At 47.7% G+C, this 21756-nt stretch carries 21 protein-coding genes; 11 read left to right on the top strand and 10 right to left on the bottom strand.

Annotated features, from left to right (window positions below):
• Positions 1 to 5 precede the first annotated feature (5 nt).
• On the top strand, positions 6 to 2948 hold the full coding sequence (locus Pan241w_RS22640; RefSeq protein ID WP_145220226.1) for a hypothetical protein: 2943 nt from the start codon (positions 6 to 8) through the stop codon (positions 2946 to 2948).
• On the top strand, positions 2942 to 3226 hold the full coding sequence (locus Pan241w_RS22635; RefSeq protein WP_145220224.1) for a response regulator: 285 nt from the start codon (positions 2942 to 2944) through the stop codon (positions 3224 to 3226). The genes Pan241w_RS22640 and Pan241w_RS22635 overlap by 7 nt, the downstream gene beginning before the upstream one ends.
• On the opposite strand, the gene Pan241w_RS22630 is transcribed toward Pan241w_RS22635, so the two are convergent.
• Positions 3212 to 3613 carry a transposase gene (locus Pan241w_RS22630; protein ID WP_145209663.1) on the bottom strand — a complete coding sequence of 134 codons (402 nt, stop codon included), beginning with the start codon at positions 3611 to 3613 and terminating at the stop codon, positions 3212 to 3214. The genes Pan241w_RS22635 and Pan241w_RS22630 overlap by 15 nt on opposite strands.
• Positions 3610 to 4056, bottom strand: coding sequence for a transposase (locus tag Pan241w_RS22625; RefSeq protein ID WP_145209666.1), 447 nt, complete (start codon positions 4054 to 4056; stop codon positions 3610 to 3612). Before Pan241w_RS22625 ends, Pan241w_RS22630 begins: the two co-directional genes overlap by 4 nt.
• A gap of 286 nt (positions 4057 to 4342) precedes the next feature.
• Here Pan241w_RS22625 and Pan241w_RS22620 point away from each other — a divergent pair, with 286 nt between their 5' ends.
• Both Pan241w_RS22620 and Pan241w_RS22615 read left to right on the top strand, forming a co-directional pair.
• Entirely contained in the window at positions 4343 to 5563 is a 1221-nt protein-coding gene (locus Pan241w_RS22620) for a phosphorylase family protein (protein ID WP_145220222.1), read from the top strand.
• Positions 5564 to 5701: 138 nt separating this feature from the next.
• Positions 5702 to 5932, top strand: a complete 231-nt coding sequence (locus tag Pan241w_RS22615; protein WP_145220220.1) for a hypothetical protein — start codon at positions 5702 to 5704, stop codon at positions 5930 to 5932.
• A gap of 47 nt (positions 5933 to 5979) precedes the next feature.
• Here the strand turns inward: Pan241w_RS22615 and Pan241w_RS22610 are convergent, their stop codons facing one another.
• Positions 5980 to 6783, bottom strand: a complete 804-nt coding sequence (locus tag Pan241w_RS22610) for a GNAT family N-acetyltransferase (protein ID WP_145220218.1) — start codon at positions 6781 to 6783, stop codon at positions 5980 to 5982.
• Positions 6784 to 6921: 138 nt separating this feature from the next.
• Positions 6922 to 8307 (bottom strand): PDZ domain-containing protein, encoded by a 1386-nt coding sequence (locus tag Pan241w_RS22605; protein ID WP_145220216.1) that lies wholly within the window; start codon positions 8305 to 8307, stop codon positions 6922 to 6924.
• 551 nt (positions 8308 to 8858) lie between these two features.
• Between Pan241w_RS22605 and Pan241w_RS22600 the strand changes: the two genes are divergently transcribed.
• From Pan241w_RS22600 to Pan241w_RS29930, 4 genes are all read left to right on the top strand, one after another.
• A complete protein-coding gene (locus Pan241w_RS22600) occupies positions 8859 to 9863 on the top strand; it encodes a 6-bladed beta-propeller (RefSeq protein ID WP_145220214.1) in 1005 nt (334 codons plus the stop codon).
• 109 nt (positions 9864 to 9972) lie between these two features.
• Entirely contained in the window at positions 9973 to 10392 is a 420-nt protein-coding gene (locus Pan241w_RS22595; RefSeq protein ID WP_145220212.1) for a hypothetical protein, read from the top strand.
• A gap of 59 nt (positions 10393 to 10451) precedes the next feature.
• A complete protein-coding gene (locus Pan241w_RS22590) occupies positions 10452 to 11483 on the top strand; it encodes a transglutaminase-like domain-containing protein (RefSeq protein ID WP_145220210.1) in 1032 nt (343 codons plus the stop codon).
• A 197-nt stretch (positions 11484 to 11680) separates the two neighbouring features.
• Positions 11681 to 11953 (top strand): acyl carrier protein, encoded by a 273-nt coding sequence (locus tag Pan241w_RS29930; RefSeq protein WP_390621026.1) that lies wholly within the window; start codon positions 11681 to 11683, stop codon positions 11951 to 11953.
• Between the two features lie 595 nt (positions 11954 to 12548).
• On the opposite strand, the gene Pan241w_RS22580 is transcribed toward Pan241w_RS29930, so the two are convergent.
• Together Pan241w_RS22580 and Pan241w_RS22575 are read right to left on the bottom strand one after the other, a co-directional pair.
• Positions 12549 to 13325 carry a BPL-N domain-containing protein gene (locus Pan241w_RS22580; RefSeq protein WP_145220206.1) on the bottom strand — a complete coding sequence of 259 codons (777 nt, stop codon included), beginning with the start codon at positions 13323 to 13325 and terminating at the stop codon, positions 12549 to 12551.
• Between the two features lie 31 nt (positions 13326 to 13356).
• Entirely contained in the window at positions 13357 to 14655 is a 1299-nt protein-coding gene (locus tag Pan241w_RS22575) for a C45 family peptidase (protein ID WP_145220204.1), read from the bottom strand.
• Positions 14656 to 14959: 304 nt separating this feature from the next.
• Here Pan241w_RS22575 and Pan241w_RS22570 point away from each other — a divergent pair, with 304 nt between their 5' ends.
• From Pan241w_RS22570 to Pan241w_RS22560, 3 genes are all read left to right on the top strand, one after another.
• A complete protein-coding gene (locus Pan241w_RS22570; protein WP_145220202.1) occupies positions 14960 to 15772 on the top strand; it encodes a hypothetical protein in 813 nt (270 codons plus the stop codon).
• Between the two features lie 63 nt (positions 15773 to 15835).
• The gene (locus tag Pan241w_RS22565; RefSeq protein WP_145220200.1) at positions 15836 to 16609 is read left to right on the top strand and encodes a hypothetical protein; all 774 of its coding nucleotides are present in this window, start codon (positions 15836 to 15838) and stop codon (positions 16607 to 16609) included.
• Positions 16610 to 16668: 59 nt separating this feature from the next.
• Positions 16669 to 17391 (top strand): SDR family oxidoreductase, encoded by a 723-nt coding sequence (locus Pan241w_RS22560; protein ID WP_145220198.1) that lies wholly within the window; start codon positions 16669 to 16671, stop codon positions 17389 to 17391.
• 24 nt (positions 17392 to 17415) lie between these two features.
• On the opposite strand, the gene Pan241w_RS22555 is transcribed toward Pan241w_RS22560, so the two are convergent.
• The 4 genes from Pan241w_RS22555 to Pan241w_RS22540 all read right to left on the bottom strand — a co-directional run bounded on the left by Pan241w_RS22555 (position 17416) and on the right by Pan241w_RS22540 (position 21745).
• Positions 17416 to 18891 carry a sulfatase family protein gene (locus Pan241w_RS22555; protein ID WP_145220196.1) on the bottom strand — a complete coding sequence of 492 codons (1476 nt, stop codon included), beginning with the start codon at positions 18889 to 18891 and terminating at the stop codon, positions 17416 to 17418.
• Positions 18892 to 18957: 66 nt separating this feature from the next.
• Complete coding sequence (locus Pan241w_RS22550) at positions 18958 to 19572, bottom strand: adenylate kinase family protein (protein WP_145220194.1); 615 nt, start codon at positions 19570 to 19572, stop codon at positions 18958 to 18960.
• 218 nt (positions 19573 to 19790) lie between these two features.
• On the bottom strand, positions 19791 to 20396 hold the full coding sequence (gene rpsD / locus Pan241w_RS22545; RefSeq protein ID WP_145220193.1) for a 30S ribosomal protein S4: 606 nt from the start codon (positions 20394 to 20396) through the stop codon (positions 19791 to 19793).
• Positions 20397 to 20746: 350 nt separating this feature from the next.
• Positions 20747 to 21745 carry a polysaccharide deacetylase family protein gene (locus Pan241w_RS22540; protein WP_145220191.1) on the bottom strand — a complete coding sequence of 333 codons (999 nt, stop codon included), beginning with the start codon at positions 21743 to 21745 and terminating at the stop codon, positions 20747 to 20749.
• Positions 21746 to 21756: the final 11 nt, after the last annotated feature.

Below are 21756 nucleotides of genomic sequence, written 5' to 3'. Positions count from 1 at the left end.
CGAAGATGTTGTTAGAATTTTCTAGTAGAAGAGCAGAGCATGAGTTTTCAATTGCTGCTTATATTGATTCAATGCATGAATTTTTTAGTGACTACATCCACGAAGGCGACTTGTTTGCAAACGTGGCTTATCTTTGGTTCAAATCTTGTTATTTTTCCTTTCGGAAGTTCACAGAACATAATCTGATTCAAATTCTAAATATTGAAAGTTGCTACGCTGTTGTAGATCGATTTCTATTATTTGTCAAAGTATTAGAGTATTTAACAGTATTCAATTTAGAGAAAAATAGAAAACTTGTAGATCAAGCTCTCAAGTGTCTTGGTACGGGATTTGATGAGTCTCGTATTAACATGATATCCACGGCTTGTTCTGGGTTAATTCAATCTGAGAATATTGAATATTCAAGTAAAGTTAATGGAGTAATAGATACTTATACTCGTGGGGATTACAAAAAAGCACTGGAAGATTCATACATACTTTTAGCAGAGAACCCAATACAACTTGAGTTCTACGAACTGTATTGCAAATCTCTGATTCATTTAGGTGCACAACCTAAAAGAGAAGGAGATAAAGAAACTTATTTGAGTGAAATAATAGAAAATATTTATCATGTATTCGCGAGAACACCCAGTGCCGATGATAGTTTGCTCCGTCTTGAAAAAGCCGCTTATATTTTTTGGAATACAACACTTGGTCCACAGTTATATGCCTTTGTAAGACGTCACCAAACAATTCATGATAATCTTAACCTTCCTCTTTTGAGAGAGATTAATACATCTGTTCCAACTCCTCGATTTCTCGATGTATTTAAAAACTCTAGCGAATCTAAATGTTATTACGAATCATTTAGAGGAATATTTGGTGAAACAGTAACTTTGAAATTATTCAATTACTTGTTGAATAGTGATTCTCAATGTACTGATTTAGATGTACCAAGTGAGCGCCAACTAGCTTATCAAGGGGTAGGCAGAATTAGAAATGGAGAGTATTCTGATGCAGTTTTGGTATTTGAGGATTTGAAGGAAAAGTCTTCAGGAAATCAAATATTCGAATGTCATGCAATTGAAGGATTGTTTAAAGCTTTCCTTGCTACAGAGCAACTCAATAAATGTCTGAAGCTAGTACTTAGTGTTTATTTTACTCGCCGAGAATTTCTATTGTCAGTTCCCGTATGGGATTTGATAGTTCAGCATGACATCCTCGGTGGTTACGAAAAAATGACACATTTTGGTTGGGCAGTATTAAACTCGATTTATTATAAAGAAAATTCATTACCAAATAACAATAAAAAACTGTTTATTCTGTTGGACAAATTTCTTTCAGATAAAGGGGCATCGAGACCAAGTGAGCTTTTATCTCAATGTGAAGAATATTCGCAATCATGGTTTGTTTATTTTCTTCGATACGTATGTGTAACAGAAATTCTAGATTCTTCAATAGCATACGAATCATCTGATGATCTAGAAGAAGAAAGGATTAAGCTATGCCAACATCTTCTGAGGATTGATTCTTCTAATGCCGAAGAGTATTCGAATGAAATTCATCGTTTAACACAAGCAAGAGCGGTAAGAGATGCAGTTCATCAAATAGATTCTAGTAAGGTATATGTCGATACGGTTGGTATAAAAAAATCATTAGATCGTGCGTTTTATGAAGGGTTTGATAGGTATCGGCAATGGTATGGATTAGATGAAAGTATTAGATACTCTGTTTTTGAATTTGATATTAATACAAAAAGAGTGATTAACAAAAGAGATATAATTCAATTGGACGCCGCAGTTGAACTCTTTAATATCCTATTTCATGAAATCAGATATCGATATATATCCAGTAATGAGTATGGACTAGATTCATATTTAAGCTTACGAATAAGGCATGGGACTTTGGCTGGTCAGATGCGTCGAGTTTTCGAAGAAAGGCAAATTATTACCACTCTTGAATCTTCAACTGGTAAATATCATTCCAATCAATACTGGGCTTCAAGATTTCAAAAGATCATTGGATATGAAAAAATTGATGAAAGACTAGGTTCGTTTTCGAAATCAATTGATGAGATCATTGATAATGTAAAAAGGAGTTGGATCCAGATTAGAAACGAAGAAACTCCGGATGGGCTTTTTGACTTTGAGTATGATGATTATCAACTAGCCTCTTTATATTTAAAATATGGAAGTATCGAATTTGTAGGTGACTTTATAGATATGTGTATCGAGGAATTGAATCTTCGGTCGAAAGTTGTTCTCAAAGAAGTTCGAAATGTAATTCGTAACGAACTATGTTCAAAATTAATCAATGCATTAAATGAGTTAGAACAAGACATAATTTATTTGTTACCAAGGCTAAATCAATCTGAGTTTAGTGCCTGTGTAGGAAAATGTCGTACTGACATTCAAGTGGAGTTAGATTTAATTGCCGGATGGTTTGAGACTGTCGGAGATGCCACAATGCCAGATTACGAAGTTCACCATGTGGTTAAAACAAGTATTGAAATGCTTCGAAGAACTTCACCTGATAAAACTCAGCAACTGGTAGTTGAAAAATTAAAGGAATGGCGTCTTCCAGGTGAAACATTTACTTATTTCGTGGATATGATTTATATCCCTTTAGAAAATGCAGTAAAATACTCTTTAGATGGTGCTGAGAATGTATCAATAAAAATATTTGAAAAAGATGAGAGAGCAGCAATCAGTATTGAAAATTCTTTGCCTCAAAACATTGACTTAGAAGAATTGCGTGACCTGTCAAACCAGCTTTCTGAAAGAGTAAAGTCCAGTGTATCAGGACAAGAAGTGCGAAGTGAAGGGGATAGTGGATATTACAAACTAGGTAAACTAATTCAAATTAATTTGAATATGTTAGATATCGAAATTGAGCTTATAGTGAAACCTGAGCCGCGGCAATTTAGTGTTACGTTCGTATTTACAGCAGAAGAAGTAATACCATGCTAACTGTAATAATTGAGGATGATGAAAATAAACGAAAACAATTAGTCAATTTTGTTAAAGAGTTATTACCTAGCTCAGAGATCACAGAGCGTAGATCTTATCAGAGTGGACTAAAAGAAATACTAGGGTCTACTCCCGACCTTGTTCTTCTTGATATGAGCATGCCAACATTTGATGTGACACCGAAAGATAAAGGTGGGCGAACTAGAGCATATGCTGGCAGAGATATTTTAGAAGAAATTGATCGTCGATTACTAGAGGGCATCTCAAAACCTTTTTAATAGTGTAAATAAACACCCAAGAATTACAAAGCTTTCGTAGAGGTAATCGTGATATTCCCAGCGCGTGACAATGCGACGATAGTTGTGGAGCCAGGCAATACTGCGTTCCACAATCCAACGTCGTTTGAAGCGTGGAAGCTTTCGACCATCTTGCGTCGGCGGTTTGACTCTCGATTTTCGATGCGGGCAGATCAGATCGATATTCTTTTCCATCAGCCGTTTGCGCAACGAGTCCGAATCGGCGGCTTTGTCATAAACAAGTCGCTCGGGTTGTCGATTTTGCAATGTGATTTTTTCAAGCAGCGGTTCGATCAGCTTGACTTCGCTACGACGGGCCGATTCTGTGTCGATCGCCACAGGTGTCCCGTGACGATCGACAAAAATCATGACCTTTGTGCCTTTGCCACGACGAGTCGGGCCAACTCTTCTACCCCTTTTTTTGCCGAGGCAAAAGTGCCATCAGCAAAGGTTTCCGAGAAATCAATCTGGCCAGCATCATCCATTCGTTCCAAGATGATTTGCCAGGCAGATAAGAGCCGCCCTTCGATCGTCCATTGCTGGAAACGTCGATGGCACGTCGCTTTTGAGGGATACTCTCTTGGTAAATCTTTCCATCGTGCTCCTGTCACCAAAATCCAGAGAATGCCTTCCAGGCAATCTCGTGGATGGGCTTTTGGACGTCCTCCCTTTTTGGAAGGGGGAGTCCAGGGAAACAGTTTTGCGACTAAAGACCATTGTTTATCGGTCAAAACGACCGGGCGTTCCGTCCTGGACGCTGTTTTTGTGGAAACCCGTTTTCGTTTGGGCCACCAGACCAGCGTCATATACATAAGAAATTCTCCTTTCAGGAGAACACTTCATGCAAAAGACGCGCCAAACCGTTCACTTTTTTTGACGTTATGAGACAACCTCTAGTAATTCCAGTAATCATTGTAACTCAATATGAGACATTTGGTGATTCTGATGATAAAAAAACTTTAGAACAGCTCAAAGCCGAACTTAAACATGACTTTCCAAGTGTATATCGAGATGCTGTCTATTATCATCCGGCACAATCTGATTGGAAAACTGCTCTAACTAAAGTGATTGAAAAATTGATCACCTAGGAGATTCTCTTTGTTAAAAGTAATCATAGTAGAAGACGATAACGTAAAAGCAACGCAAGTAGCGGATGTGTGTAAAGAAACTGTTGATGTTGATTTAACGATTGTTGAAACAGTTTATGATGCAGGGCAAAAGTTAAAATCAAATCAATATGATTTAATGGTTTTGGATGTGAAACTTCCAATGCGTCCTGGAGACTCTGTGCGTGAAGATGCAGGAATAAAATTGTTACAACATTTGAAAACTAGAAAAGAATTTAAGATACCATTTCATGTAATCGGCCTGACTGCTCATGAAGAAAAATTGAATGAATACAAAAAACAATTTGAAGATTTCACTTGGATCTTAATGTATTATGATACAAGTTCTGATCTATGGGTAAAACAACTGACTAACGGTTTAATCCATGTCGCAAATGTAAATAATATTGAAAAACAGAAAGATTATCATACGGATCTGGCTATTGTTACTGCATTGCAATCACCAGAACTCGACCAAGTACTTATGCTTGAAGGCAATTGGCAGCAGACATCTATTTCAGGTGATGATACTTTATATTATCGGGGAGAATTTAAGAGTTGTGGCAAAACTATCTCTGTAATTGCTGCTTCTGCTATTCAAGCTGGGATGACTGCTACTACTGGACTTGCAATGAAAATATGTCAGCACTTTAAACCAAAGTATATTGCTATGACAGGAATTGCAGCCGGTGTAAGAGGTAATTTTGGCGATATCCTAATCGCAGATCAGTCTTGGGATTATGGTAGCGGGAAGATTAAACTCGGAATAGATAATTCAAAAAACGAATCTTCAATTTTTGAACCAGCACCAACCGCAATTAGGCTTTCGCCCAAAATATTAGAGGAAATGCAAGCATTTTTAACAAACGATCATATCTTAAAGCAGATTGAACTCGACTGGGATGGTGTAAGGGCTGCTACGCCTTTAAGCGCGTTAATTGGGCCGATTGCTTCTGGTGCTGCAGTGATTGAAAATCGAAATATTATAGATGCTATCAAAGCCCATGACAGAAAGTTAGTGGGGGTGGAAATGGAGATTTATGGACTGTTTTTGGCATCACTAATTTGTCCTGGTCCACGTCCTACTGCAATGGCCTTCAAGTCAATTTGTGATTTTGGTGACTCAGAAAAATCTGATGATTATCAAAATTATGCAGCTTATACTAGTAGTAAATTTCTTTATTATTTTGCATTATCAGTACTTGCCAAATGAGACACTATCTACCCTCGATAGGGTAATTCCATTTTATATGAGTATGGTATTCTCACACGAATTTCATTGCTTCCCCGGTTCAATCTTCTACACTGAAACGCATCTCATTAATCTTTCTTTCTTCCGGGGGGCAGTGTGATGCGCTGGGGGCTGTTGCTGGTGGCGGGGATTGTCTGGGCCGGGTTGGCTGGTGTGATCTCGGCTGAAGAACACGGTGGTGATGCACACGGCGGGTATTTTGATGAGATGCAGGCGACGACGCTGTTTGCCTTTGATGAGGTTTCGCTGCCGTTTTCGCAGAATCTGAAACTGGTGATGCGAACGCCGGAGCGGTTTCCGGCGAATCCTGTGCTGTGTAGTGTAGTGTAGTGGCGGGCGACTTTTTCAAGAATATGAGGTTCATCCCCGCACCAACATCAAACATACTCAGCCAGTAGAAACTCGTCGATGGGTTGGAAGCCGAGGGTTTCGTAGACTTTGATGGCCGGTGTGTTGTCGTTTTTGACGAAGAGGAGGGGCTGTTTGCCCTGGTCTAGCCAGTGTTGGCAGACTGTGCTGACGGTCTGTTTCGCATAGCCTTGGTTTTGATGTTGGGGGTGTGTTAAGACGCCGCCGATTTGGGCAAAGTGTCTGGAAACGCCGTGGATATTGGCTTTGGAGATGATCTGCCCCTCTTTTCTGAGCACCCATTCGTTGTCCGGCAGAATGCGATCCCGTTCTTTGGGTGTCACTTCCGTCTCTGCGCTTTTGCCTTCCACTTGATATTCGAGCCGCACGATTTCATCTACGTCGGCGGGTGTCGCTTGCGTTGCTGCTCCCGTTGACAGGTTGTGGAATGTTGCGCGCGTCAGGAGATAGACGGTCTCTTCATATGTGGCTTTCGGCTCGATGCCGTGCGATCGCAGGCGTTCTATTGTCTGTAACGTATACCGTTTGAATCCGACGACGTATTCCACGGGTTTGTTTCGCTGCATGAATTCATCGACGAGGGCGTTGTGGACTTCGGGATTCTGCGTGCTGATCTGGATATCACTCCAGAGCCCAAAGTAGGTGCCCAGGCCCAGCAGTTCATTCTCTTTAAAGTAGCCCAGGTAGACGTTGGTCTCAAAGGGATGGGGCAGGAAATCAAAGCTGCCGATGACAAACAGATTTTCCTGCTCGCGCTGGTAGGCGAAATCGAGGATCGCAGGCTGATCGTCTGGAGTGAGTTCCCGAATCATGGCTGGAAATTTCCGAATGAAGATGTGTTGAAAGAGTCGTATCAAGCAACAGTACCAGACAAAAAAACGCCCGACAAGGTTCAGACCTTGCCGGACGTTTAATCGGGGTTGCCTTGCGATTCATTCGCTGATTTCTCCTTAGAAGCTGGCGGCGGGGAGCCGGATCATTTCGACCGTGGTTCCCATCAACGGGCCGTCCAGTTTTTCGTAGAGTTCCATTTCCAGTACGCCGCCGGATTCGGCGATGACCTGGGCTAAGACATCGTTGTCGGTAATCGCGACTCCGTTGCACTTGGTGATCACCATTCCGGGAGCCAGTCCGGCTACTGCGGCAGGAGAGTCTGGTTCGACGGATTCCACGCCGACTCCCTTACCGGGCAGCATCATCCCTTTCATTCCCAGGTACCAGCGGGCATCTTCCACAACCACACCAGCCGGAGTTACATAGTCACACGTCGGGTAGATGTAGTTACAGTACTGGATGTCAACCGGTCGGCAGTTCTGCAGCGGCGTGCAGTAGTTAAACCACCACCAGCAGTAGTTGGGTCGAGCGTGGAACCAGGGTTTGCCGTGGTGTCCATGATGACCGTGACCGTGGTGTCCGCCGTGATGACCACCGCCATGATGACCGTGTCCTGGTTTTCCCGGTTTGGGGTTGTTCGGTTTCGGATGATTTGGCTTTGGTGGCCGTGGCTTCGGAGGTCCGTTGCCAACGGGAGGCTGTGGTTTGGGCCGTGGTTTGGGAGCACCATTCCCGGGACGAGGACGAATGCCGCCCAATCCTGGTCTTCCGTTACCGATACCTGGATCGATGGGTTTGATACCGGGTCGTGGTTTGGGAGCACCGTTCCCCGGACGAGGACGAATGCCGCCTAATCCTGGTCTGCCGTTACCGATACCTGGATCGATGGGTTTGATACCGGGCCGTGGTTTGGGTGCACCATTGCCTGGACGAGGACGAATGCCGCCGAATCCTGGTCTGCCGTTACCGATGCCTGGATCGATGGGTTTGATACCGGGCCGTGGTTTGGGTGCACCATTGCCCGGACGAGGACGCATCCCTGTGAATGGTTTCGTCTGGGGCCGCGTATTGCCAATCGGTTTCATGGTTGGTCTGGGTTTCGGAGCCGAATTGACAACCCGCTTTCGCGTGCTTGTGCCGCGATGATCGCGGACAGTGGTTAATTTACCGCCGCGGTGATCGCGAGTGGTCGGGAACTTACTTGTTGTACGTTGTGGTGATCGCGAACTTGTCGAACGACTCTGAAATCGTTGTGGTGATCGCGAGCTTGTTGACCGGCTTTGAAACCGTTGCGGCGACCGCGAGCTTGTTGACCGGCCTTGATAGCGTTGTGTGGAACGGCTGGAGAAACTCCGACGTGCACCGCTGGAATGACTTGAGCGAGACATACTTGAGCGTCCAGAGCGACCTGACGAGCGGCCCTTTCCTCTGGCGTAAGCGTCCAGAGAAACCGTGCCGAACACCATTGTCATGATTACCATGCAGAGTGTGAAGCGTTTCATTGTTCTATATCCTTTTCTCTCGTACCAGAATGAGGTGAACGACATACGGTTTGATCTGGCCGTTCCCAATTGTGTTGCAGGTCACATGCCTGCCTACCTCACTCAGCGAGAACCGCGGAAATCTGTTACAGGGAAATTGAGAAAAAATCGTAAAGTCTGTGATTTCAGCGGTTTTCAAGGGGAGAAACAGCGGAAACGGGCGTGAGAGACGGGGCTGAATCGTATTGACCGAATGGTTTTGAGTGTGATTCTCAGGACCGCAAACTTACCCAGGTCGGTTTTAACCGCGGCTAACGCCGTGCGGCTGATTTTGTTTTTAGTTAACTTCCCAGCCGGAATGACTTATTAGCCGAAGGGCGTTAGCCCCGGTTCCTCCACCCTTTGAATGGAAGAGTCGAATTAAGAAGCACTACCTGGCCGGCTTTTTCTTCCCGCAGGTTGCAAAGTGTGTCGGGGTGCTGGATACTAGAGTGATTCGCCTTATATTGAATGGGGCGATGCTGAATGGATGACTTTTCAATCTCGATGAATAATAAACAGGAACCCGGATTATGAAGAAGTGCTTGTGTTCGATTGCGGCGGCTGTTGTGTTTTGTCTGGCGGTGCCAGGGTTTGCGGCGGAGAAAGTGGCTCCGGTGCGAATGGGCAGCGGGATCATGACCTTTGATACGGTTCCCGGCTGGGGCTTTGATGAGCAGGGCCGCTCTGTATTAGGGCCGACGCATGGCGGCGTGGTGATCGACAAAGCGGGCAACATTTACACGAGCGCCCGGATTGGCGTGGTGGTGTTTTCGCCTGACGGAAAAGTCGTGCGTCGTTTTCTGGGGCCTGAATATTCCAATATTCATGATATGGAAATTCGCGAAGAAGCGGACGGCGAATTCATTTACGGGGCTCGAAATGCCAATGCCGAAGGCATCAAGTTCAACGCACTGACCGGGGAGATGATTCTCAAGCTGCCGTTCCCGAAAGAATCGGGGCTCGATCTGAAGAAGTTCGCTCCAACGGCAATCACGGTTGCTCCGAACGGGGATATTATTCTGTCGGACGGTTACGCGAGCAACTATATTTTCAAGTTCGACAAGAACGGGAAATATCTGTCGCACTTCGGCAAAAAAGGGAACGGGATGAAGGAATTCAACACCGCCCACGGAATGACGCTGGATACGCGCTACGACCCGCCGCGGCTGTTGATCTGCGACCGGAACCATCAGCCCAAAGGCCGCCTGCTGCATTACGATCTGAATGGCAACTTCATCGAAGAAGTCATCACCGGACTGGGCATGCCGACCTCGGTTTCCATTCAGGGAGACTATGTTTCCGTGCCGGACCTGCATGGTCGTCTGGTGATTCTGGACAAGAGCAACACGATTGTCGCAGTGCTTGGTAATAACGAAGACCCCAAGACCCGCGTCAACTTCAACGTGCCTCAGGACAAATGGCGCGAAGGCATCTTCAGTGGCACACACGGTTCGTACTGGGACAAAGAGGGCAACCTGTATGTGCAGGACTGGAATGTTTCCGGCCGGTTGATGAAGCTGGTGCGCGTGAAGTAAGATTTGGATCTTCTGGCAATGACCAGTGGAAATTGAGATATTGAAAAAATGTCCGGGTAATTAACGTTATCCGGACATTTTCTTGGATAGGGAATCAGGAAGAAATAAGATGAAGCAGCTTCAACCGATAATCATTCTCGCGATTCTGTGTTTGTTATACGGGTGCTCCTCGTCTCATTCCGAAAACGAAAAAAATGATTCATCACCGGAAATTGTCGTTGGCGGACTGTACTATTCGCAGAACAATGAAGGTACTTTTTCTGTTATGAAGGTGCTTGCAGTAGATGACATGAGCGTGCATATTCGTAGCTACGCCAATAAATTCACAGCGAAACCAGCAGACGTTGATCCTGCGGTGCTTACGCTTGGAGGTCTCAATGATCCGGCTGGTATCGGGATTGGACATTTTCCAATCGCAAAGGAAGGTTTTTTACAAGACAACCCTGTGTTCATCAAACAGGTACCCGTGACTGATGAAGAGCTTGAAGGTTATCGAATGTACCTGGAGGCGATGCAGGGGGCTAATTAGACAGTGGCATCAGGACAATAAGCGAGTCTGATTCTTTTCTTGATCAAAGGAGTATTCCGATGTGGCGATCACTGGTCTGTCTGATTCTGTTGAGCTCGACTGCGTTCGCGACCGAGCCGGTCTTTGATGCAATTGACTACGCAACACCTTCAAAGTATCTCGTAGTTCCCGATTCCCTGGGAAATCAGGCAGAGATTGCCGCTCAGGCGTTAAAGCTGAAAGGGAAAAGTGACCGCAAGACTGTCCTGAATGTGTTAGATTGGATGACGGGGACACTCAAGTATAAGGCCGATGAAGCGTACCACTGGAGAAACTATGATACCGTCGTCAAAGAAGGTTGTTATGGCGGGTGTGCCGATTATGCGATTGTGTGTGGCGTGCTTTTGAAGCGTGCCGGCATTCCGACTGTCTGGGTGAAGACGATGGATGTGCTCTGGATCTGGGATTTGAAACAAGGACGGCCATTTCAAACCTGGTCGGGACATGTCTTTCTCGAAGTTTATCTCGACAAACAGTGGGTCTTACTCGATCCGGGGGCACGCAAGCTGTATCCGGGCTACTCTCCCCAGTCTCGAATCTTACCTGGAAATCGTTTTGCTTATCATAAAGGCAATGATCCCAAAGCAATGATCATGTCGCTGCAGTGGGAAGATTGGAAACAGCAAACCAGAGAGTATTTTACGAAACTCGATGCGAGTCTGCTTCCCACCGACGAGGTCGCTGCCGTCAAACTGGAACACAAATGTTACATCATTGGGAATGCCCCTTATTATCAAATGCTGCAGACGATGGCGCAACGCGAGGGGTGGACTGTGAAACTTTCCTTCAACACGGATTACGATAAACACCTGCCGCAGGCCAGAGGGAGTATTCTACTGATTGAAACGCACCAGGGCGTTCCCATCGTGCCACTGTCCAAATTAGAACAGTATTTCTCGGGGGCTTCCCAGGGACTGAAGGCGGGGCATATCACGCTGGGTGATACAAAGATTGTGTTTGTTGATTTCAAGAAGCTGTTGCATCCAGAACTTTCGAGCAGCCCAGATCAAAGCGAATCCAAGCCCGCAACGAGTTCCAGTGAATCTGAATGATTCTAATTGTCAATTATGATTTCTGTTGTAAACAGCAGTTGGTATGGAAGCCGGTTATAAATGGATTGGAAACGCCTATGACAGTTTCTTCCCGCACACCTGAAGGATTTCCCAGTCATTGTCCCGTATGTGGGGCCAGTGTCAGCATTGAGTTTTCAGACCCGGCAAACGATGCGCCTTGTCCTCAATGTGGTTGTCTGCTCTGGTTCTCTACGGAACTTGTCAAATCACTCACAAAATATTCACAAGATGTGCTCGGCACTACGCCATCTTCGATCACAGTAGATTCTCGATTTGCAGAGTTGAATGCCGATTCTCTAGATTCCCTGGACCTGGTTGAACTCGTGATGAAATTAGAGGATGAGTATGATATCGTGATTCCAGATAACGACTATGATAAAATTCAGACGATCAGAGATGTCGTGCGATATGTGAACGTCAAACGAAGAGGCAAAAGCGAGACAGAATAAGTGAGCGCAGGAGATTCATTGAAATCAGGAATGACATCAAACCCACACGCGGCGAACGGATTATTTTTGGTTCCAGAACGCAACCGCGTGTGGCTTTCGATCTGGGATTTCTGAGTCGTGAGTTGTTGCACGCGTTTGATTCTCCCCATCTGCGACAAAGGGGCAACTGTTAGTATGCTGACTTCAGAATGAGTACCAAATCGAACGCTTATGAAGGGGCCATGAAGTCTTGGGATGCCTTGACATCCACTCATGAAGTTCTTTGAAACGCTCTGATAACGCCATTTTAGCGTACTACTCAGAGTGAACTGGGGCGAGGCGTTGATATCGGTTATACTCTGTATTTGTTGGGTGAAACGATTTTCCTATGCGTTAGAAACCAGTTGTTGCTTCAAATGAGGCGCCTGAATGCTGATTTTGCTAAGTCCAGTTAAAAACAGGGAATGCGAGCAAACGAGAAATTCGTGCCTCGCACGCGCGACGTTATCTCCGCATAGTTTCGTTCGATTCGGGAACGTGTCAAGCTGAAGATCGGGAAGGGGATTGGGCAAATCTTAGACAAAGAGTGAAACGATGAGCATGAAACTGACCGTCGTTATTCAGGATTCGCGGCCCAGTAGATGCCGGAGGCGATCAGGGAGTGGGGGCCGTTTTTGACTTCGGCGTGAGGACTGAAACAGATGACGCGACCGGAGCCGAATTGGGAGCGGATGATGGCGTGTGTGCCGATCATCGCTTCAGTGGGAGCGCCGTTTCTGGCGACTTCCGTTTCAAAGCGGGCGAGGACTTCGTAGCCGGGAAGATCGGGTTGATTGTCGGGAACGAGCAAGGGGCCGTTCGCATAATAGATGTTGAATTTCGCTTGGGTTTTGCTGAGGACTTCCTGACCTGCCGGAGTGAGTTGGATGGCAACCTTTTTCTGCCCCCGTTTCCAGTGCGCACGATCCCAGACGCGGGCGTTGATCAGATCGAGCGACCAGTCGTAATGCGAAGAGGCGAGATACGCGCCGGCACAGATGCCGACGTAGCCGCCTCCGTTTTTGACAAAAGTGCGGACCGCTTCGCGGCCCTCTGGTTTCAGGGTCTTAGCCTGTTTTCCGCCACTGCCGCCGGGCATGATGAGGACGTCAAAATCCTTGAGGGAGCCGTTCCGTATTTCCTCAGCAGTGATGACTTGAAAAGAGAAGCCATGCTCGGGTGTCAGGATGCGTTTCAGATTTCGTGGTCCGTTGGATTCTTCTCCGGTATAATCAAACACAGCCACGCGAACCAGTTTCGTCGCAGGTTTGGCTTCCTCGGCATCAGCCGAACAGGGAAGAATCAGGAAACTGAGGACGAAAAACTGGGATGGTCGAAACGTGAAATGGTGCATCAGTACCAAATCCTTGTATGAGAATTCGAGGTCAGGGGATCACGATGGTCTTTTTGACCGGAGCAAATCGAGGCGGGGGCGGAGTTGGCAGAGCGAGTGCCGCCTGTTTCATATCGCGGAGTTCTTTTTGCATCGCCGTCATAGCGAGCAACGCCATTTTCTGATGAAAGCGAGTGATGGCATCCGCAGAATAACCATGCTCACGGCGTCCTTGCTGGAACGATTGTGTGAGTTTCAGAATTTGGTCTTCGACGGGCCAGAGATCGGACCAGATGCCGGGCAGATATTCCGTTTTGATGCCTTTGCCGTCGTCGGTCTTGCTCCAGGCACGCAGGGTAATGGCGATCTCGCCGAGCGCGGCTCCATTGTCGTCGGCAAGCGGATCGGCGATGTCCTGCACTGCAACCCAACAGGGGACGGCGATGGAGAAACTGGGATCGCCGAGGATGGTCCACATCGTGGCGAGGCTTGGATCTTCTCCTGGTTTGACGCCTTGAAAGACGGCTGCGGAAACAGTGGTCGTGCGGCTGATAGTGTTGTTGGTCTTGATAATGGCGGGCAGCTTTTGTTTCGAGCCATTCACGGTGCCGGGCCAGGGGGTACCTGTTTTACTGGAAAGATCGCGCGTCAGATTGCGAATGAGATAGTCGACGGTGATGCCTTTTGCTTTTTGCAGGTCGAGGCGGGAACAGGCCTGGGAATACCGTTCGGCGGAGTAAATTTTTCCCAGCTGTTCGGGCGTCGGATTGGCGGGAAAATCGCGGGCGGTGGTGGCGAAGTTGGAACGGACAATATAACCGTGGGGTGCGGTCGCGGGATCGTTGGCATCGAACATGGTATAGCTGTTGGGGCCGGTCTCAAACAGGGCAGCGCCGCCCTGTGCATCAATCACGCCGAAATTGGAAAGGGTGCGGCGGCCGGTTTTGTTGGTTTCATCAAGCAGCTTTTTGAAGTCGGCTACCGTCTTACAGGTTTGCAGTGCCTGTTTCATGAAGCGGCCATTGGCTGGTCCTGATTTCTTGCCTTTGATACTGAGGTCTTTGCTCAACGAATTTTCGATGCAGAAGCCGGCTTCGTTCATGCCCATCCAGGCCGACTTGCGAGCGCCCGCATTCACAACTGCGACAGCACGGAGCGGTCCTGCAGTGAGCAGGATGACTTCGTTATGACTGGCAGAAGTATCACGGTTTTTCCAGAGCAGAGGACGCCCGTCAGCCGTCGCGTTTCCACTGATGACGGCGGTGGTGCAAGCGAGGAGTTCGAGTGGGGAGCATTTCCAGATCAACAGCAGTATGAGCATCCGAATCAGCGAGGCCCGGTTCGCGTACATAATCGGTGCATCCTTTGGATGGAGTTAAATGGTCTGAATCTTCATATATACAAGGCATCTAAATGGTTGGATCATTGTGAGTATGGTTCACGATTCACTCAAGCGCCTCAGAGCAGGTTCATCAAACCTGCATCAAATCTTCATATTGTGCATCAGGAGAACGAAGAGTGAAATCAAAAAATCCCGATTTTGGGGGATGGAGGAAGATTTTCTATCAACGGCGGGTGATATCTTTTATGATTTGAATTAATGAGATGAAGCTCTTGCGAATCATTTTACTGTCGCTTGTCGAAAGGGGACTTCGATGACAGAGACACAATATTCTGAAAAGCAGATTCTGGCCGGTATCTATGAATGCTGGTGTGATGCGATGGGAACCGAGCGTCCGTTCGATGCTGAGACTCGCATTGATCTGTACATGAAAGAGGAACATTTAAGGGCTCCGGTTGATCCGTTTGATATCATTTTCCGTCTGGAAAAGTTGTTCGACATCAAGATTTCGCTTAAAGAGCTGTATGAAGAGTTGGGGTTTCCAGAAACGCCTAATCTTAAAGTATTGAAAAACGAGATCGCGCCGCAGTTAACGTTTGGTGTACTGGCGCGATTCATTCAGAAGCGGGCCGTGAATACGGTTTCCTTTGAGCCCGTGATGGTGATCAACAAAGAGTGTCGATCTGCGGGTGTGTTTTATGGCATCGAGCAGATTTCAAATCAGCTGGTTTCAGCGAAATGTCAGGTGACGCCGAGTACAAACATCATTGACGCGTTTCGTGGTTATCAGCTGAATTCCTTCTGGAGTCAACTCAGCTGGAGATCAGGAGTACGTCTGCCTCAGCTTTCGAGACACTGGGGATTTCTCACGAATTGGGGCTGCATGATTGCCTTCTGGGGTCTGTTGATCACCTTCCCCATGGTGTTCTTAACAGGGAACTTCTACATCTTGCTTGGCGCAGTTCTGTATGTAATTTCAACCTGGTTTGTTAATTCCCTCTACACTCATCGTTCAGATCCACTGCCACCAGAGCTACAGACATTTCGCGATCTGGCGGTGTGGATTGCAGACCACGGCGGTGATGCAGAGTGGATCCCGGCGAATGTTGCCTCAAATCATTCTTAAGAGGAATTCTCAATGAGTCCGTTACGATATACGGAAAAGCAGATTCTGCGTGGAGTAGAGGAAGTGATTTTTTCTGATACGCCAGACTGGTTAAGTCGCTATCCGGCTTTTGATGCAGATGCTCGCATCGATTATTTCTTGCAGACCCCCATACCTCGTTGGGCACAGGAAGAGATTGAACTCGATGATGTATTCTCATGGTTCCAGATGATGGAGTATTACTTTCATTTTCAATGTTCTGAAAAGGAATGGACCGAGTATTTTGGACTGGAGCTTTTGGAAGATGATCAAGAAGAGTGGGAGCGTCTTTATGCCGCGGATTTTACTTTTCGCAGATTGGCGCAGTTTATCGCAGTACGGGCGACTGCGATTTCTTTTCAGCCGGTAGAGGTGCTCGGTACAGAGTGCGGACCCGCGGGGGCTTTTTATGGTATTCAACAGCTTGTGAGAACGTTGAAAAAACGGTCTCCGACCTTCGGGCCGAGTACGCGAATTGGGGATGTTTTGAAGGGGTATTCGCTGATCAATTTCTGGTCACAACTACGCTGGATGACAGGACAGAGAGTGGCGAAGCTTCCTATCTACTGGTTATGGATGGATGTGATGACCTTTATCGGATGGTGCTTCCTCTGGGGAGCGTTGATGCCGGTGATGAGTTCATACAATATTGGGGAAACTTTCATAATGGGGCTGTTTTTTATGATCTTTCTGGGGACGATTGCAGCGTTCATTGTGAGGCATATAATAAACCCACTACCGCCAGAGCTGCAGACGTTTCGCGATCTGGCTGTATTGATTGCCAATCATGAGTGTGATGCGGTGCGGGAGTTAGATTAAAGGATGTAATGGATCGCGCGGTTCAATCGCGAAAATTTATTCAGGGAAAGAATGATTTGATGACTTATGAAATACGAAATCAGGTCGCTTTGGTGACGGGAGCAAATCGTGGGATTGGTAAGGCGATTCTGGAAGCGTTCATGGAAGCAGGAGCCGCGAAGGTTTATGCGGCTGTGCGAAAGCCTGAATCGGTGACTGCGCTCACTGAAGCGTATGGGGATCGCGTGGTTCCTTTGGAACTGGATTTGACGAAGCCAGAGATCATCAACAAAGCGGCTGAAGTCGCCAGTGATGTTTCACTGGTTGTGAATAACGCGGGAGTGCTCACCAGCACGTCTGCTTTGTCGGCGGATGCGATTGAGGCATTGGAGTACGAGATCAACACGAACGTGTATGGATTGATTCGTGTTGCGCAGGCCTTTGCCCCGGTACTCAAACGCAATGGTGGCGGAGTACTGGTGCAGGTGAATTCGATTGCCTCTTTGAAAAATGTGCCGGAGTTCACAACGTATTGTGCTTCGAAGGCAGCCGCTTATTCTGTGACGCAGGCATTGAAACAAATTCTAGAGGAGCAGGGGACCGCCGTGATCAGCATCCATCCGGGACCTACTGCGACGGATATGGGAGACGATGCCGGCTTCGAAGTGGCTGATCCGCCGGAACTGGTTGCGTCAGCGGTTGTGGCGGCAATAAAATCAGGGCAGTTTCATCAGTTTGCCGGTTCCATGGCTGAGAATCTCGGCGCAGCATATCGCAGCTTTGCCGAGGAGATGATTGAATAAACGCGTGAAAATGAAACGCTGGCTTCAGTCCACGCGGCCTGGTTGGCGTTTATTTTTGCCTTTTCGTTTGGTGCCGGTGTCGCCGAGATCGTCGCGGGCCTGTTCTGCGAGCGCGGTCAGGCGTTTGACGACATCAGGATGCTGGTCGGCCACGTTTTTGCTTTCGCTGATATCGTTTTTGAGATCATACAGAGCGAGGCCGGTTTTCTTTTGAATGTAGGGGCCGGGGGTACCGCCGGAACCGGGTTTGTCTTTCAGGCTGCGATACGGATGAGGGAAATGCAGTTTCCATTTGCCGCTACGGACAGCATTCAAATGACCGCCCCAGTAAAAGAGTAGGGCTTCGTGTGGCGACTTGGCTCCTTTTTCGCCGCTCATCAGAGGCCAGATATTTTTGCCGTCGATGATGCGGTCCTGGGGGACTTTTCCGCCGGAGAGATACGCGATGGTCGGCAGGATATCAATGGTCATGGCCATCTGGTTGCAGACGGTGCCTGCAGGGATCTGTCCAGGCCAGGCCATGATGCAGGGCTCACGCTGTCCGCCGTCCCAGGCTGTTCCCTTCCCTTCGCGGAGCGGTAGAGCCGAGCCGGCGTGATCACCGTAGGAGAGCCAGGGGCCATTGTCAGAGGTGAAGATGACCAGGGTATTGTCTTCGATGCCGTTTTCTTTGAGGGCTTGCCGGATCTGGCCGACAGACCAGTCGATTTCCATGATCACATCGCCGTAGAGCCCCTGTTCCGATTTGCCTTTGAATTTATCGCTGACGAACAGGGGAACGTGAGGCATGGAGTGGGGGACGTAGAGGAAAAACGGTCGGTCATGATTTTTGTTGATGAAGGAGACGGCGTGTTCGGTATACCAGGTGGTGAGCTGGGCCTGTTCTTTGCCGGTGACTTTGGGGTTGATGACGGTTTCATTTTCGATCAGCGGGAGATCGGGAAAACGTTTGCCGGCGGTGGGATGAAAGGGCCACATGTCGTTGGAGTAGGGGAGCCCGAAATATTCATCGAAGCCGTGCCGGGTGGGGAGGAATTCAGGTAGATGACCGAGGTGCCATTTTCCATAGATGGCGGTGGCGTAACCCAATGGCTTGACGACTTCGGCGATGGTGGTTTCTTCAGCGTTGATGCCGATTTTTGATTGTGGGCCGAGTGCGCCCTGGATTCCGATCCGATTCGGATAACAGCCGGTTAACAAAGCCGACCGGGACGCAGAGCAGACAGCCTGGGCGGCGTAAAAGTCGGTAAAGCGAACGCCATCTTTTGCCATCTGGTCGAGATTGGGAGTTTTGATATTGGGAGAGCCGAAGACGCCGACATCCTGGTAGCCTTGATCGTCGGTGAAGATGACCACAAAGTTGGGGTGTTGTTTTGCCGGTCGGGTGGCTGCGGTCGCGGTTTGAATCGAAGCGACTATGATCAAGAGGACGAGAAGACTGAGACAAGAGATCCGTGTTCGATTCAGATACGAGGGGCATCCAAGATTAAAACCGGCCATGAGCGCGCCTTTCTGGTCAATTGATTGTGTTGTTCGCTGTAGTATTCCGTTCTGGTCGTTTGTGTTCTATTCGCCTCGGAAGTGGGCATCCTGAACGGGAACCAACTGTTCCAGACAGGCAAGCAGGACACCCGCCGGTGAGCCAATGGCATCAATATGGGCGATGATCTCTTCGGGATAGCAACTGAGAACCAGGGAAGATTCTTCGCGATAGATCTCGAAGCGGCGTCGGATGACGCTTTCATTCGCATCGTCGGCCCGGTTTTCCCGAATCGCACGATGACGGATGCGGTGAATCATTTCCTCTTCGTCGCTACAAGTTAAGTGCAGAACTTTGAGGACTTCAATATGTTGTTCCAGAATTTTTGACTGTTCGACGTTTCGGGGAATTCCGTCGAGAATCAGAATGTCTTTTCTTGGCTTATACATCGAGAGCGTGGCGCGGGCATCGAGTCCCTGTTTCCAGATCCGGATACTGAGATCATCGGGAACGAGTTCTCCCCGCGAACTGTATTTATAGATTTCCTGACCTTCGGGAGATTCAATGTCGATCGAACGAAAGACGTCGCCACTGGAGAGGTGGAAAAAACCGGGAATTTGACCGAGGATTCTACCCTGAGTTCCTTTACCAACTCCGGGAGCACCAAACAGCAGGACGGCTTTTCGACGTTCCGTCGCCATAACTATGCCTCTATGTTTCAAGGCCGATATTGATTCCAGAAACCACGGCGGTTACTGCGTTCGAATTCAGGCCGTTCTGACCTGAGATCAGTTTATTACAATAACGTTTCACAAATGAATTCTCACCCCAGAGGGGGAGATATTAATGAAGGTAAATAAAAAACACTCCGAAAAACAAATGTGCTTTTCGGAGTGTTGAGTTGTTTTTTGAGATTCCCTTAGCGGGAGATCAGAGCCACAACCTGACCCACGTCTACCGGCAGGCTGACGTCTTCAAAGGTTGGTGCAGTGACCACGTTGGCAGCCAACGCTTTTTTGTCCAGTGTAATCCAGGCACATCCGGGACGGCCAGACTCAACCAACTCACCATAGAGTTTTTTGAGGTTCGGACGATTCCGAACAGTAATGACATCACCGGGTTTAACCCAGATGGAAGGCTTGTTGACAGTCACGCCGTTCAACTGGAAGTGTGAGTGTACGATTCCCTGTCGGGCTTGTGGACGCGTTTGAGCAAATCCGGCACGGCAGACAACGTTATCGAGACGTTGCTCGCAGAGAATCAGCAATGCTTCCCCGGTGTTACCTTTGATGCGGCGGGCTTTGTCGAAGTAGCGACGTAACTGACGCTCACGCAGACCATAATAGAATTTGATCTTCTGCTTTTCGATCAAGGCGAGACCATAGTTAGAGGCCTTGCGACGACGCTGTGACATTCCTGGCGGAAGGTTTCGCTGGTCCAATGCGCGTGTTGCACCTGCGTCTTCGAAAACCAAAGCTCCTAAGCGACGGTTCACCCGTCCTTTTGGTCCTGTGTAACGACCCATTCAGACTTTCTCCCACATTAATCACAAGCTGCCGTACTGTGTACTTGATGAACGGCAAAGAATTATTATTAGAGCCTGATCATAGTAAACTATTCTTACATAATAGTTTACAGTCATTATGCCAAGAGGATCAGACTAGATATAGCAGTCAGGATTATGATATCCGTCACATTGCTGCGCGTACCACAACCTTTAAAGCGGTCCGCTGTTATCGCAAATTCAATCAGAATCGTCAACCAACTGGACTACAGGATCACAAATTCTCGGAAAATATCGGGAAAGGAGAGGCAGGAACGAAAGATTTCTGGCTGGAGAAGAGGAAGCGGGACGTGATTAATGTACACTCTGTTTCAGCAAAAGACTTGTGGAAGTGAAACGGCAGCACGAAAGAGTGTCGCTGGTTCTTCGGATTCCACAGCAATTCGTGGGACATCCCAATTGTCACATGGACCGAACTGGGAATAACCGCCGTAATAACTGAAGCCCCAGCGATAACCGGCCTGCTGCAGGCAGTCTCTGGTTTGTTGATTGAAGCAGTCTTTTCCGCCGACGGGATAGCTGAAGGCGGAAATCGAATCTTTGATTTCCGTTTCAATTCTCTGTTTGCAGTGTTCGATTTCAAATCGTTGTGTTTCTTCAGGATGGTTTGCCAGAATGGGATGGTTAACAGTATGCCCGCCGAAATCCATGCCGGCTGCATGCATTTCTCGAACCATATCCCAGGTCATCCAGACCTGGTCTGCGATTTCCTGCGGGCAGCGTCCGGCGCCGGTTTGCTCTGCCAGGAAGTTCAGATACGTTTCCGTTTCATCCCCCGATAATTTTTTGAAGACACTGAGCAGCCTTTTGATTGATTGATCGCAGTCATCTGATTTCAATGAGACAGCATCACCCGTCCAGGAATTTTCAGGTAATTCTGATTGCGTGGCGCAGCGGACCATCCAGGAGATTTCATCCCACCAGGCTACTTTTCTGTCATCCAGGAAGCCTGTTGTCAGAAAGAATGTGGCGGGCGAATTATAAGATTTCAGAATGGGAAAGGCACATTCATAGTTATCGAGATAGCCGTCGTCGAATGTAATCAGAACGTGGCGCCCTTTCTTCCGATTCCAAAGGTCGTCCAGATCACGAATGCGGATCAGGTCAAAGTTCAGGCTGAGAAAACGCACCTGTTGTTCGAAGTCTTCGACAGAAGCACTCCAGAGATCATGGTCAAAGAGTGACTGATTGGCTTCACCGACCCGGTGGTAATTCAGGACAATCAGTCCATTCCAGAGATGAGTCGAACGAGCCAGTTTATTGAAACCAGACCAGTCCAGCGCTTTTGCCAGGAGTTCTCTTTTACTCACGGTTCTGTTTC

The sequence above is a fragment of the Gimesia alba genome (genome assembly GCF_007744675.1).
GTDB classification, from domain to species: domain Bacteria; phylum Planctomycetota; class Planctomycetia; order Planctomycetales; family Planctomycetaceae; genus Gimesia; species Gimesia alba.
This window is presented reverse-complemented; position numbering and strand designations above follow the sequence as displayed.